Origin of the sequence: Bifidobacterium cuniculi, assembly GCF_000741575.1 — a bacterium.
GTDB lineage: Bacteria > Actinomycetota > Actinomycetes > Actinomycetales > Bifidobacteriaceae > Bifidobacterium > Bifidobacterium cuniculi.
Genome location: NZ_JGYV01000031.1, coordinates 1 through 13,112, shown reverse-complemented (window position 1 = coordinate 13,112; position 13,112 = coordinate 1). Strand labels below are relative to the sequence as shown.

Below are 13,112 nucleotides of genomic sequence, written 5' to 3'. Positions count from 1 at the left end.
GGATTGTCGTCGCCGTCGGCGACGACAATCCGGCGCGTCCGCCTCCGCCCCTAGATTTTGTTCAAAAAAATGAACAATTTCTCGGGAACCAAGGAACCACACCATGCGCATCGACATCGTCACCGTCGGCAAGGTCAAGGAGAAGTATCTGCGCGACGCCATCGCCGAATACTCGAAACGCCTGTCGCGCTACTGCAGGCTCGCCGTTCTCGAGGTCCCGGACGAGAAGACGCCGGAGCATGCGCCCGAGGGGCTGGAACGGCAGATCAAGGAGAAGGAGGGCGAGCGCATCCTCAAGCACCTCAGGGACGGCGCCTTCGTCATCGCCCTGGCCATCGAGGGGCGGATGCTTTCGTCGGAGCAGCTGGCCGCCAAGCTCGAGGAACTCGGCGTGCACGGCACCAGCCACATCCAGTTCGTGATCGGCGGGTCGCTGGGGCTCGACCCTCGCGTGCTCTCGCGTGCCGACATGCTCCTGAGCTTCTCCCCCATGACCTTCCCGCACCAGTTGATGCGGGTCATCCTCCTCGAGCAGGTCTACCGGGCGTACAAGATCAACGCCGGCGAGCCGTACCACAAGTAGGGGCCGCCGGTAGACGTCCTCAGTCGGCGCGCTCCTCCATGGGCACGTAGTCGCGCAGGACCTCGCCCGTGTAGACCTGGCGGGGTCGGCCGATCTTCGTCATGGGGTCGTCGAGCATCTCCCGGTACTGGGCGATCCAGCCGGGGATGCGCCCCAAGGCGAACAGGGTGGTGAACATCTCCGGTTCGAAGCCGATGGCACGGTAGATCAGGCCCGTGTAGAAGTCGACGTTCGGGTAGAGGTGCCGCGAGACGAAGTAGTCGTCGGTCAGGGCGATGTCCTCCAGTTCGAGGGCGATGTCGAAGAGCCGCTCCTCGTCGGCGGTGAGCTTGAAGAGCTCCTTGCGTTCCATGACCTTGCCCAGGTACTGCTTGGCGATGGCCGCACGCGGGTCGTAGGACTTGTAGACGCGGTGGCCCAGGCCCGAGATGCGGTGCCCTTCCGCCTTGGCGCGTTCCACGAAGTCACGCACCCCCAGACCGGAATCGCGGATTGCGGACAGCTGCCTGAGGACGGCCTCGTTCGCGCCGCCGTGCAGCGGCCCGGACAGTGCGTTGATGCCGGCGGCGACCGCCGAGTACAGGTTCGCGTGTGCGGAGCCGGCGATGCGCACGACCGAGGTGGAGCAGTTCTGCTCATGGTCGGCGTGGATGATGAGCAGGCGGCCGAGGGCGTGCACGTAGAGCGGGTCGGAGTCGAAGCGCTCGTAGGGCACGGCGAAGCACATGCGCAGGAAGTCGTCCACGTAGCCGCGCGCATAGTCCGGGTAGAGCATCGGCTCGTCACGCCGGCGGCGCAGGATGTAGCTGACGATGGTGCGGGCCTTGGCCATGATGATGGTGGCGGCCTCGTCGAGCTGGCCCGGGTCGCACACGTCCGTGGTCTCCGGATGGAAGGTGGCCAGGGCATTGACGGCGGAGGCCATGACGCTCATCGGGTGGGCGTTGCGCGGGAAGGAACCCATGAAGGTGCGGAAGTCCTCGCCGACCATGGTGCGGTGGTTGATGGATTCGATGAACCGGTCGTACTGTCCCCTGCTGGGCAGTTCGCCGTGCTTGAGCAGCCACGCCACCTCGAGGAAGTCGGAACGCTCGCACAGCTGCTCGATCGGGTAGCCGCGGAAGCGCAGGATGGAATGCTCGCCGTCGATGTACGTGATCTTCGACTCGCATTGCGCGGTGGTGAGGAAACCGGGGTCGAGCGAAACCCAGTTGTTGTTGCGCAGGGAGGACATGACGATGCCGTCGGGCCCTTCGCTCGCCTCGACGACGGGAAGCTTGAATTCCTCGGAGGCAACATGCAGATGCGCATTGGACATGCGGTTCTCCTTACCGTGGGCATGCGCCCGCCGTTGTGTCAATCAGCCCACTATAAGGCAGCGACGGTGGCGCAGGCCCCTGCCGTCTCAAAAACGACGGCGGCCCTGCCCGACGGAAGGTCGGGCAGGGCCGCCGGAACGGGCGATGCTAGTCGCGCACGGTGAGGATCTCGGGGCCTGCCTCCGTGATGGCGATGGTGTGCTCGCTGTGGGCGCCGCGGGAACCGTCCTCACTCCTGAGGGTCCAGCCGTCCTTCGGGTCCTGGTAGATCTCGTCGGTGGTCTTGAGGAACCACGGCTCGATGGCGATCACCAGGCCGGGGCGCAGCTTGTAGCCGTGGTGGGCCTTGCCGTCGTTGGGCACGTGCGGGTCGCCGTGCATGATGCGGCCGACGCCGTGGCCGCCGAACTCCAGGTTGATCGGGTAGCCGTAGGCGCGTGCCACGTCGCCGATGGCATGGGAGATGTCACCCAGGCGGTTGCCGGGCTGTGCGGCGGCGATGCCGGCGGCGAGCGCCTCCTCGGTGGACTTGATCAGGCGCAGGTCGGCAGGGTCGGGATCGTTGCCCACCACGAAGCTGATGGCGGAGTCGGCCACCCAGCCGTCCACGTTGATGGCCAGGTCGAGGCTCACCAGGTCGCCGTCCTTGAGGTCGTAGTCGTAGGGCACGCCGTGCAGCACCGCGTCGTTGACGGAGGTGCAGATGTAGTGGGCGAAGGGGCCGGTGCCGAAGTCCGGCGCGTAGTCCACGTAGCAGGACTCGGCGCCCGGACGGTCCACGATCCGCCGGTGCACGAATTCGTCGATCTCCAGCAGGTTGGTGCCGACCTTGGTGAACTCCTTGAGATCGCGCAGGATACCGCCGACGAAACGGCCGGCCGGCTTCATCTCCTCGATTTCCGTACTCGTCTTCAGTTCAATCATGAGACCCTTGCTTTCCGCTCTGGTGATATGGGTTGCATTGTGCTCCACCCTATCCCTCGCGCCTTACAACAAGGGCGTGGGCGCCACCTGCACGGTGGCGCCCACGCCCTTGGGAATCACGGCAACCGCCGTATGGTTCAGTTGGCTGCCTTCGGGGTGCGGCCGAAGGTGAAGGCGCGCACGACAGCAATGATGCCCATGACGACCATGGCGCAGCCGCCGAAGATGATCAGCCACACGGTGCCGGCGCCCGGCATGCACAGCAGCACGAAGCCGGCGATGATGGAGATGATGGCGTAGGCGATGGCCCAGCCGGAACCCGGGGCCTTCCAGGACTCGGCGAGCGCCATGACGCCTTCCATGATCCAGGAGATGCCGACGACGAGGGTGAACATGATGGCGAGGGTGGCGGTGGACATCGGCACGTAGCGCAGGGCCACGAAGCCGCCGATGATCAGCAGGATGCCGACGAGGATGCCCAGGACGCGCCAGCCGCCCGGCAGGCCGACCTCGACGATGGAGCTGACGATGCGCACCACGCCGGAGATCAGGAAGTAGATGCCGAGGATGACGCAGGCCACCTCGAGGGTGCGGCCCGGCCACACGAGCAGGCAGATGCCCAGCACGACGGCGGCGATGCCGATGACGCCGTAGGCGACGCGCACCGCGTTCTTCGCGCCCGCGGGCAGCATCTCCTGCACCAGGCGGAACGGGCTGTCCCACCCGTTCCGGCCCTGGTTCTGGTTGTACATTGGATCAGACATGGTCTTCCTTTCTCGCTTCTGTCCGGCGCCCCGCGTTTCGCGAAGCGTCTGTGCGTACCATGCCGCGTACGGCATGCCTGAGTTCAGTCTGGTGTATCTTGTCCGATTTCGTCTCCGACCGACCGAAGTTTTTCCAGCCAGCGTAGTGATTTGACTTTCAAGCAAAACCATGACTTTCGCTCAGGCCGTTGGGCACTGGGCATAGTGTCGGTCAATTTTACTACGCTTGGGCCCCATGCACAGCATTACCGATACCAATGGCAACACCCTGGGCTCCGGCATCGACCCGAGTTCCTTCTCCTCCGTCATCTCCCCTGCGGACGACCTCTTCCGGTACGTCAACGGCCCGTGGCTCGACACGTACATCCTGCCGGATGACAAGTCGCGCTTCGGCACCTTCGACCGCCTGGCGGAGACCGCCGAGGAGCAGGTGCGCGACATCCTCGACGCCGATGGCAACGAAGCCGCGAAGTCGAAGCTCATCTACCGCTCCTTCCTGGACACCGACGCCGTGGAGGCGGCCGGCATGGAGCCGATCCGTGCCGACCTGGAGCGCATCGACGCAGCCGCCGACAAGGGCGCGCTCACCGAGGCGCTCGGCACGCTGAGCCCCTACGGCGGCCCCGACCTCTTCGGCTTCGACATCTTCGGCGACTTCAACAACCCGGACACGAACATCATGCACCTGGCGCAGGGCGGCCTGGGGCTGCCCGACGAGGCGTACTATCGCGAGGACCACTACCGGCCGGTGCGCGACGCCTACATGGCGATGGTCGCCGCCCAGCTGACGAACGCCGGCTACGCCAAGGACGCCGACGATGCGCAGGCGCAGGCCACGCGGCTGCTCGAGATCGAGACGCGCATCGCGTCCCACCACTGGGACAACGTGGCCACCCGCGACTCGCAGAAGACGAACAACCCGACCGACTTCGCCACCCTGAAGGAGGAGCTGGCGGAGTTCGACGTCGAGCGCTGGGCGGAGGCCGTGCAGGCGTCCTACGACTCCTCGAGGACCGCGGAGACCTACCACGTGGACATGCTCGGCGCACTGGCGCACGTCAACGTGATGGAGCCGAGCTTCCTGACGGGCCTGGACGCCTTCTGGAAGGACGCCGACCTCGAGGACCTCAAGCTGTGGGCGCGCGTGCACGTCATCATCGGCCGCGCAAGCATGCTGTCGAGCGTCTTCGACAAGACGAACTTCGAGTTCTACGGCAAGACGCTGGCCGGCACCAAGGAGCAGCGTGCCCGTTGGAAGCGCGGCGTCTCCCTGGTCAACGGCATCAGCGGCGAGGACGTCGGCCGCGTCTACGTGCAGCAGCACTTCCCGGAGTCGTCGAAGGAACGCGTCGAGCAGCTCGTGCACAACCTCATCGAGGCGTACCACGTGTCGATCATCAACAGCGACTGGCTGGGCGAGGAGACCAAGAAGAAGGCGCTCGACAAGCTCGACCATTTCGAGGCGAAGATCGGCTACACGAACCACTGGCGCGACTACTCCGCACTGGACGTGCGCGAGGAGTACGGCCTGGTGGACAACATGCGCGCCGCCTCCGCCTACGAGTTCGGCTACCAGCTGGCCAAGTGCGGCAAGCCCGTCGACCATGACGAATGGCTCATGAATCCGCAGACGGTGAACGCGTACTACGAGCCGACGCTCAACATCATCGTGTTCCCGGCCGCCATCCTGCAGCCGCCGTTCTTCAGCCCGAAGGCCGAGGATGCCGCGAACTACGGCGGCATCGGCTCCGTGATCGGCCACGAGATCGGCCACGGCTTCGACGACCAGGGTGCGCAGTTCAACGGCGAGGGCAAGCTCGAGGACTGGTGGACACCCGAGGACAAGGAGCGCTTCGGCCAGCTCACGAAGGCGCTCATCGAGCAGTACGACAAGTTCGTGCCGCAGCAGCTGCAGGAGAAGTACGCGGACGGCGACGAACAGGCGCCGCATGTCAACGGCGCGCTGACCGTCGGCGAGAACATCGGCGACCTCTCCGGTGTGAACATCGCCCTCAAGGCCTACGCCTTCGCGCTCGACGAAGCCGCGGGGCGCCCGATCGACGGTTCGCCGCAGGGCGTGGAGGCCTCCCTCGAGACCGCCCCGGTGCTCGACGGCTTCACCGGCCTGCAGCGCTTCTTCCTGAGCTACGCCTCGATCTGGCGCACCAAGAACCGTGACGAACTGGCCGAACAGTACCTGCAGATCGACCCGCACTCCCCCGCCGAGTGCCGCACGAACGGCATCGCGCGCAACGTGGACCTCTTCTACCAGGCCTTCGGCGTGACCGCGGACGACCGCATGTGGCTCAAGCCCGAGGAACGCGTGCACATCTGGTGACGCGCGTCGACAATGACACGACAGTGGGGCATCCGGGATCTCCGGATGCCCCACTGTCGTGTCCAACCAAGTTTCATGACTGCAGAGTCGCACTCATATGGCTTCTGTCTGACTTATATGGCATCACCTCCCGTCTCGAATTCCTCGCCGGAAGTGCCTTCGATGCCCGGTCTCCCGTTCCCGCGGACAGGCTGCCCGTCCGGCTGGCTCGGTGCCGGCGCCGTGGCCGATGCGGGGCCCTGCACCATGGGCTGGGGCTGTCCGGGCACTGCGCCCTGTGACGGCGGCAACACCTCGACCGACTCGCCCACCGGCGCCTGCTGCGGCGCGGTGGCGTCCGCCGGCGCCTTGGTATCCCGTGGGATCTTGCGAATCGCGGTGACGCCGTAGTTGAGGTCGTGGCCGGCGTTGCTCGCCTCGATCACCACGCGCGCATGCCGCACGCCGTCGGGTTCCGACGTCCACTCCTCCGTGCCGAGCACGCCGGAGACGATGACCGGCTCGCCCTTGTGGAAGGAGTTGACCATGTTGAGCGCCAATGTCCTGAACGCCTTCACCGTGATCCACGTGGTCGGCAGCTGCTGCCATTCCCCTTCGCGGTCCAGGTAGTACCGAGTGCTTCCCAGCCGGAAGGTGCAGGCGGGCCTGCCGCCCTCCCTGCCGAACAGCACCGGTTCGCTGCCGAGGAACCCGGTGATGGTGACCAATCCCTGCTGCAATGCCATGGCGGTGTCCTTTCTCCTGCCGTCCCGCCGGGCCATCCCGCCGGTGACACCACTATGGCCGAGCACCCCCGCCCCCGCCAAGCCGATCCGGCCAATGTGGTCGGACGGCCAGTGGACTGGCGGAATGTGGATAAGGCCCTCCTTTAACCCCATGTCTTCGCGTGCATCAAGCAAGAATTGAGGCCTGAGAAATCTCTCGTTTTTCGTGATATTTCTAAGGCGGACCGCTCGGGGCGGCCCGCGTCCTAGAAATATCACGAAAAACGAGAGATTTCTCCCTTCCCTATACGATGACTCAAACCTTCATCGGATCAGACGTCTTTCGGCTACCCGGTCCTTCCAAAGCCGTTGCACTACAGACGACAATGAATGAACGGGGCTGCGGAAGGTTTTCCTCCGTAGCCCCGTTCCCGTTTTCTGGCCGATTACTCGCCACGCATCAGCCGTGTCACACGGTCGGCGATCGCCTGCGCGGCGCCGTCCTGGCCGATGGCTTCCTTGTTCTCGCCGTTGCGGTCACGCACCTCGATGGTGCCGTTGTTCACCGTGTCGCGGCCGGCGACGGCGATGACCGGCACGCCGAGCAGTTCGGCGTCCTTGAACTTCACGCCGGGCGAGACCTTCTTGCGGTCGTCGTAGATCACCTCGAGGCCGAGCGCCTCGAGTTCGCCGACCAGGCGTTCGGCGGCCTCGAAGGCGGCCTCGTCCTTGCCGGTGGCGACCACGTGCACCTGGGCGGGGGCGATGTTCGCCGGCCACGCCAGGCCGCGCTCGTCATGGTGGGTCTCGGCGATGCAGGCGAGCACACGGCTCACGCCGATGCCGTAGCAGCCCATCCACACGGGCACGGTCTTGCCGTTCTGGTCGAGCACCTTGAGGCCGAGGGCCTCGGAGTACTTCAGACCCAGCTGGAAGACCTGGCCGATCTCCACGCCGCGCTCGAAGCTTAAGGGTCCGGAGCCGTCCGGGCTCATGTCGCCGTCGCGCACCTCGACGGCCTCCACGGTGCCGTCGGCCTCGAAGTCACGGCCGTAGACCAGGTCATAGTAATCCACGTCCTGCTCGTCGGCGCCGGTGAACCAGGCGGACCCCTTCGCCACGTGCGCGTCGATGAAGTAGCGCAGGTGGCCCTCGTCGGCCTGCGGTCCGACGCCCATCGGGCCGATGTAGCCGCGCACGAGTTCCGGATGCGCCTTGAGGTCGTCCTCGGTCGCCTCCTCCAGCTCGGCGGGGGCGAACTGCGCCTCGAGGCGCTTCATGTCGACGGTGCGGTCGCCGGGGATGCCCACCACGATCAGTTCGCGCCATGGTTCGTCATGCTCGTCGTCCTCGGCATGCTTCACCGCGACGACCACGTTCTTGAGGATGTCGGCCGCTTCCCAGTCGCGGCCGTCGGTGCGCGGCTCGTTGGCGTTCGCGTACTCCACCATCGCCTCGATGGTGGCGGCGTCCGGCGTGGCGCGCTTGGTGGCGGCCGGGGTGGCCGAGAAGTCGATGTCCTCGACGGCCGGGGTGTGCAGCGCCTCCACGTTCCACGCCTTGCCGGACGGCGCGAGCGCGAAGGTGTCCTCGCCGATGGCCATCGGGGCGAGGAACTCCTCGGAGGCGGAGCCGCCCATGGGTCCGGACATGGCGAAGACGGGCACGTACTTCAGGTCGAGGCGCTGGAAGATGCGCTCGTAGGCGCCACGCTCGTCCATGTACGCCTGGCGCATGCCCTCCTCGTCCACGGTGAAGGAGTAGGCGTCCTTCATGATGAACTCACGGCCGCGGATCAGGCCGGCGCGCGGGCGGAACTCGTCGCGGTACTTGGTCTGGATCTGGTAGAGCGTCACCGGCAGGTCCTTGTACGAGGAGTACATGTCCTTGACCAGCAGGGTGAACATCTCCTCGTGGGTGGGCGCCAGCAGGTAGTCCGCCTCATGGCGGTCCTTGAGGCGGAAGATGTTGTCGCCGTACTCCTCCCAGCGGTGGGTGGCCTCGTACGGCTCGCGCGGCAGCAGGGCCGGGAAGTGCACTTCCTGGGCGCCGATGCCGTCGATCTCCTCGCGGATGATCGCCTCGATCTTGTTGAGCACGCTCAGTCCCAGCGGCAGCCAGGTCCAGATGCCGGGCGCGGCCTTGCGGATATAGCCGGCGCGCTGCAGCAGCTTGGCCGAATCGACATCGGCGTCGGCGGGGTCTTCGCGCAGGGTGCGCAGGAACATGGTAGACATACGGAGTGCTTTGGTCATGGCACCAAAACTACTCAGCCGAGCCGACGAGGGGCAGGCAGTCCCCTACCGTTCGCCGTCCGCGCGTTCGCGCACGTCCTCCTCGAGCATCTCCTCGTTCACCGAGTGCCACGGGTACACGAAGATGAGCAGCATGAGCACGCAGCCGACCAGGTACATCACGTCGCACAGCGCGATGGCGCCCATGCTCAGGAAGTCGTTGGGGATGAGCAGGCCGATGACCATCACGGCCATGCCCACCACGGGCAGCACCTGCCACACCACGGGATGCGGGGCGCGCTCATGCGTCTTGGTGCGCACCGACAGGTTGTAGAAGGGGATGACGAACATGAGGCCGCCGACGATGGTGAGCAGGTCGGACAGCTTGATCCAGTTCCACAGCGGCACCGGTGCCGAGTTGTGCATGAGGAAGGCGACGAACAGGATGAGCGCGCCGATGCCGGCGACGATGTACGACGAACGATGCTGCTTCATGGGATTCTCCTCTCGAGGTTGCTGCACAGCCATTGTAGCCGTCGGCCGACGGCGGGCAGCCACGTTACGCGCCCGTCAGAACAGCAGCTCGTCCTGGTTGAACTCGTCGTAGAGCTCCACGAAGGAGGAGGCGCCGATCTCGGCGAGCTGCGACGAGGCGGCGGCCGAGCGTGCGCGCAGGTCGCCGTCGAGGCGCACGGCGTCGTCGCTGACCAGGAACATGCGCTCATTGACGCCGTCCAGGTACAGGCCGTCGAGCCGTTCGACCCTGGAGAGCGCCACGTAGCCCATGCCGGGGGCGAAAGTGCGCGAGAGGTCCATCACCGCGCGCTCCAGCGTCATGCCCTGCGACTTGTGGATGGTGATCGCCCACGCGCAGCGCAACGGCACCTGGGAGACGGCGGCGAGCACCTCCTCGCCGTCGAGCATCTGCCAGTCCGCCGGCTTCATGGTCACCGTGCTGCCGTTCTCGAAGGCCACGATGGGCCAGCCGCCCTTGCGCTCGTCGACGAAGGAGACGACGGTGCCCAGCGAGCCGTTCACGTACTGGTGGTCCTGGTCGTTGCGCACGGCCATGACCTTGGCGCCTTCCTTGAGGATGAGCTGTTCGGGCGCGAGCATGTTGCGCATCATGCGTTCCACGAGATGCGCCGGTCCCGCGGTCTGCGCATGGAAGACGTGCGCGGGCGCGTCGATGGCCGCCAGCCGCCGGTCGTTGAGCAGGTCGGCCTGCCGGTTGACGGGGAACAGCATCACCGCCTGTTCGTCCTCGGCCGGCCGCTGGCCGAGGCGGGTGACGAGCAGGTCGCGGTCGGCGCCTCTGACGCGTCCCTGGCGGATGTCGGTGAGTATGCCGAGCAGCCGCCCGTCGTCCTGGCGGTGCTGCTCGGTCAGGTAGCACACAACGGGCTGCAGGTCGCGCCATGCGAAGGATTCGGTGACGAAGCCCTCCGGGTCGAGGCCGGCGCGCGCGTAGCGGTCGCGGGCTGCCACGAACTCCGGCGTCGGCGGCACCACGTCGCGGTTGCGGTTGGAGGCGGAGACCGGCGGCAGCTGGAAGAAGTCGCCGGAGAGGACGACCTGTAGGCCGCCGAAGGGCCGTTCGTCCCGGCGCAGGATGCGGCAGACCTGGTCAACCATGTCGAAGAGCCACGCGTGCATCATGGAGACCTCGTCGATGACGAGCACGTCGGCGGCGCGCACCTGCTTGCGCCGGCGGGTGCGGATCAGCTTGAGCAGGCCGTCGGTCAGGGCCGTCTGCACGCCCACGCCGCTCCATGAGTGGATGGTCTGGCCGTCGATGTGCGTGGCCGCGATGCCGGTGGATGCGGTGACCGCCACGGACTTGCCACGGCGGCGCATGTCCCCGATGAACTCGTTCAGCACATAGGTCTTGCCGGCGCCGGGCGCACCGGTGAGGAAGACGTTCGCACCTGCTTCGAGGATGGCCAGGGCTTCGGACTGCTGCATGGGCATGGCTTTCTGCTTGCGGAAACGACGAATCCGGCTGCCCGCCGCGCTGGCGGACAGCCGGATTCCATGGTACGCCGCAGGTCAGCCGACGAGGCGGTCGACCACGCGGATCACGCCCTCCTCGGTGTTGGCGGGCGCCAGGTAGCGCGCCGCCTGCCGCACGTCCTCGTGGCCGTTGGCCATCGCGAAGGACCATTCGGCGTGTTCGAACATGGGCGTGTCGTTGAGGTAGTCGCCGAAGACGGCGGTCTGCGCGGGGGTGATGCCGAGACGTGCCTGAAGGACCGCCAGGCCGACGCCCTTGTTGACGCGGCCGTCCATGATGTCCACCCAGTGCTTGCCGGAGACGACGTACTCGTAGGGTTCGGTGACGAAGCCGAGTTCGCGCTTGGCCTTGGACTCGACGTCGCCGAAGTCGAAGATGGCGAGCTTGAGGATGGTCTCGTCGGGGTAGTCGAGCACCTCGTGCAGGTCCTTGACCTCCTTGAGCTTGTGGTAGTACTTGGAGCACTCGGCCACGAAGGGCGCGTCGGTGCGCTGGACGTAGGCGCTCTCCAGGCCGCAGACGACCAGGCCGATGTCGTCGGTGGCGCGGTCGACCAGGTCGATGGTCCGGCGGGTGATGTCCTTGCTCACGACGTGCGTCTCGATGACCTCGCCCTCGTAGGTGACGACGTTGCCGTTCTCCGCGATGAAGCTCAGCGGCTGGGCGGCTTGCGCGAACATCGACTGCAGGGTGGCCAGCTGGCGGCCGGAGGCGGGGACGAAGACGATGCCGCGCTGCTGCAGGCGGTCCAGCATGGGCCAGAAGCCCTCGGGCAGCCGGCTGTCGGCGTCCAGCAGGGTGCCGTCCATGTCGGCGGCGATAAGGCGGATGTCCACGGGTGTGGCGATGTCGGTCCATTCCTGTGCCATTGCCATGTACTCCCCTCACTCAGTCCTCGTCGGCGGCCAGCAGGCTGGTCTCGCTGACCTTGCGGCTGATCTCGGCTGCCCGTTCGGCGTCGGGGCCCGGCTCGGGCACCATGATGGCCTGGCGGTAGTAGCGCAGTTCGTCGAGCGATTCGATGATGTCCGCGAGGGCGCGGTGGCCGCCGTTCTTGGCAGGGCGATGCTCGTAGACGTCCGGGTACCAGCGGCGGACGAGCTCCTTGACGGTGCTCACGTCTACGACGCGGTAGTGGAGCATCTCCATGAGGCGCGGCATGTACTTGTCGAGGAACTTCTTGTCGGATCCGACGGAGTTGCCGGCAAGCAGCGGGCGTACCCCGTCCGGCGTGAAACGCTTGACGTACTCGACGACCGCCTGCTGCGCCTCCTCGACGTCCAGGCCGTCCTCCCACTCATGGATGAGTCCCGAGCGGGTGTGCATGGTGCGCACGAAGTCGTTCATGTGGTCGACGGCAGCATCCGAGGGACGCACGACGAAGTCGACGCCCTCGTCCAGCACGTTGAGGTCGAAGTCGGTGGGGACCACGGAGACCTCGCACAGTTCGTCATGGTCGATGTCGAGCCCCGTCATCTCGCAGTCGATCCAGATGAGCCGGGAGCCCTCCGGGGTGTATGTTTCGTCGTCGTGGCTGTCCACCATGTGCGTGCCTCTTTCCTTGTGTCCTTGTTTCCAAGGTCCCAGTCTATCGCCAACCTCCCGCATGCCTGCCCGGTTCCCCTGTGCGCAAGGGCCGCACCCATAAGAAATTGTGGGTTACCGGCCAAAAAGTGTGTAAAAAAACGGCCCTCATGCGTTCTCCCGGTTGGCGTGAGGGCCGATCCATACCCTAGGGGCCGACCATGCCACCCGGCCAAAAAGTGTGTAAGAAAACCCTTCTGAGACATTGGAACCCTTGGCCTTCCGGCATGTTCATGGTCCCTTGGCCGTTGACTGGTGTCATGCAACGACCAACATGCGCCCGATGTGGCAAGACCATGAGCAAGAACGGCACCACCACGGCGGGCATGACCCGTTACCGGTGCACTACGTGCGGCACGAGCCGTACCACCGTGCAGGACCACACCGCACGCGACCTTCGCTATGGCCTGGACTGGCTGCTGGGCCGCGCCAGCCAGGACGAACACCGACTGCCCGCACGCACCCTGCGGCGACGCTGCCGTGTCCTGTGGGAACTCATCCCGCCCGTACCCAGGGACGGGGTCGTGCAGCCGGTGCTGCACCTGGACGGCATCCACCTGGGCCGCGACACGGTCGTCCTGGTCGCCATGGACGAACACTCCCGGGTCGTCGGCTGGCACGCAGCCAAACGCGAGGCGTCCGACGCGT

At 66.1% G+C, this 13,112-nt stretch carries 11 protein-coding genes and 1 pseudogene; 3 read left to right on the top strand and 9 right to left on the bottom strand.

Annotated elements, in window-relative coordinates; translation table 11 throughout:
* The first annotated feature begins 103 nt into the window (after positions 1 to 103).
* Positions 104 to 583 (top strand): 23S rRNA (pseudouridine(1915)-N(3))-methyltransferase RlmH, encoded by a 480-nt coding sequence (gene rlmH / locus BCUN_RS10575; protein ID WP_033517381.1) that lies wholly within the window; start codon positions 104 to 106, stop codon positions 581 to 583.
* Between the two features lie 19 nt (positions 584 to 602).
* Here the strand turns inward: rlmH and BCUN_RS10570 are convergent, their stop codons facing one another.
* The 3 genes from BCUN_RS10570 to BCUN_RS10560 form a co-directional block, all read right to left on the bottom strand.
* Positions 603 to 1,901: a citrate synthase gene (locus BCUN_RS10570; RefSeq protein ID WP_033517379.1), complete on the bottom strand. Its 1,299-nt coding sequence runs from the start codon at positions 1,899 to 1,901 to the stop codon at positions 603 to 605.
* Positions 1,902 to 2,049: 148 nt separating this feature from the next.
* A complete protein-coding gene (map, locus tag BCUN_RS10565; protein ID WP_033517377.1) occupies positions 2,050 to 2,826 on the bottom strand; it encodes a type I methionyl aminopeptidase in 777 nt (258 codons plus the stop codon).
* 137 nt (positions 2,827 to 2,963) lie between these two features.
* Positions 2,964 to 3,590: an HdeD family acid-resistance protein gene (locus BCUN_RS10560; protein ID WP_033517375.1), complete on the bottom strand. Its 627-nt coding sequence runs from the start codon at positions 3,588 to 3,590 to the stop codon at positions 2,964 to 2,966.
* Positions 3,591 to 3,825: 235 nt separating this feature from the next.
* On the opposite strand from BCUN_RS10560, the gene BCUN_RS10555 reads away from it, so the two are divergent.
* Positions 3,826 to 5,928 (top strand): M13 family metallopeptidase, encoded by a 2,103-nt coding sequence (locus BCUN_RS10555; RefSeq protein WP_033517373.1) that lies wholly within the window; start codon positions 3,826 to 3,828, stop codon positions 5,926 to 5,928.
* Between the two features lie 113 nt (positions 5,929 to 6,041).
* On the opposite strand, the gene BCUN_RS11685 is transcribed toward BCUN_RS10555, so the two are convergent.
* The 6 genes from BCUN_RS11685 to orn form a co-directional block, all read right to left on the bottom strand.
* Positions 6,042 to 6,653 (bottom strand): single-stranded DNA-binding protein, encoded by a 612-nt coding sequence (locus BCUN_RS11685; RefSeq protein WP_051921053.1) that lies wholly within the window; start codon positions 6,651 to 6,653, stop codon positions 6,042 to 6,044.
* Positions 6,654 to 7,078: 425 nt separating this feature from the next.
* Positions 7,079 to 8,869 (bottom strand): proline--tRNA ligase, encoded by a 1,791-nt coding sequence (locus BCUN_RS10545; RefSeq protein ID WP_033517371.1) that lies wholly within the window; start codon positions 8,867 to 8,869, stop codon positions 7,079 to 7,081.
* 63 nt (positions 8,870 to 8,932) lie between these two features.
* A complete protein-coding gene (locus BCUN_RS10540; RefSeq protein WP_033517369.1) occupies positions 8,933 to 9,361 on the bottom strand; it encodes a hypothetical protein in 429 nt (142 codons plus the stop codon).
* 75 nt (positions 9,362 to 9,436) lie between these two features.
* On the bottom strand, positions 9,437 to 10,831 hold the full coding sequence (locus tag BCUN_RS10535; protein WP_033517385.1) for an ATP-dependent DNA helicase: 1,395 nt from the start codon (positions 10,829 to 10,831) through the stop codon (positions 9,437 to 9,439).
* Positions 10,832 to 10,915: 84 nt separating this feature from the next.
* The gene (locus BCUN_RS10530) at positions 10,916 to 11,749 is read right to left on the bottom strand and encodes a Cof-type HAD-IIB family hydrolase (RefSeq protein WP_033517368.1); all 834 of its coding nucleotides are present in this window, start codon (positions 11,747 to 11,749) and stop codon (positions 10,916 to 10,918) included.
* A 19-nt stretch (positions 11,750 to 11,768) separates the two neighbouring features.
* On the bottom strand, positions 11,769 to 12,425 hold the full coding sequence (gene orn, locus BCUN_RS10525; RefSeq protein WP_033517366.1) for an oligoribonuclease: 657 nt from the start codon (positions 12,423 to 12,425) through the stop codon (positions 11,769 to 11,771).
* A gap of 335 nt (positions 12,426 to 12,760) precedes the next feature.
* Between orn and BCUN_RS10520 the strand changes: the two are divergent.
* A pseudogene (locus BCUN_RS10520) lies at positions 12,761 to 13,112 on the top strand (IS256 family transposase); the annotation flags it as partial.

Bases quoted from the DNA above. Each gene is read 5' to 3' on its own strand.
- rlmH (WP_033517381.1), top strand. From the start codon at position 104: ATGCGCATCGACATCGTCACCGTCGGCAAGGTCAAGGAGAAGTATCTG.
- BCUN_RS10570 (WP_033517379.1), bottom strand. From the start codon at position 1,901: ATGTCCAATGCGCATCTGCATGTTGCCTCCGAGGAATTCAAGCTTCCC.
- map (WP_033517377.1), bottom strand. From the start codon at position 2,826: ATGATTGAACTGAAGACGAGTACGGAAATCGAGGAGATGAAGCCGGCC.
- BCUN_RS10560 (WP_033517375.1), bottom strand. From the start codon at position 3,590: ATGTCTGATCCAATGTACAACCAGAACCAGGGCCGGAACGGGTGGGAC.
- BCUN_RS10555 (WP_033517373.1), top strand. From the start codon at position 3,826: ATGCACAGCATTACCGATACCAATGGCAACACCCTGGGCTCCGGCATC.
- BCUN_RS11685 (WP_051921053.1), bottom strand. From the start codon at position 6,653: ATGGCATTGCAGCAGGGATTGGTCACCATCACCGGGTTCCTCGGCAGC.
- BCUN_RS10545 (WP_033517371.1), bottom strand. From the start codon at position 8,869: ATGTCTACCATGTTCCTGCGCACCCTGCGCGAAGACCCCGCCGACGCC.
- BCUN_RS10540 (WP_033517369.1), bottom strand. From the start codon at position 9,361: ATGAAGCAGCATCGTTCGTCGTACATCGTCGCCGGCATCGGCGCGCTC.
- BCUN_RS10535 (WP_033517385.1), bottom strand. From the start codon at position 10,831: ATGCAGCAGTCCGAAGCCCTGGCCATCCTCGAAGCAGGTGCGAACGTC.
- BCUN_RS10530 (WP_033517368.1), bottom strand. From the start codon at position 11,749: ATGGCACAGGAATGGACCGACATCGCCACACCCGTGGACATCCGCCTT.
- orn (WP_033517366.1), bottom strand. From the start codon at position 12,425: ATGGTGGACAGCCACGACGACGAAACATACACCCCGGAGGGCTCCCGG.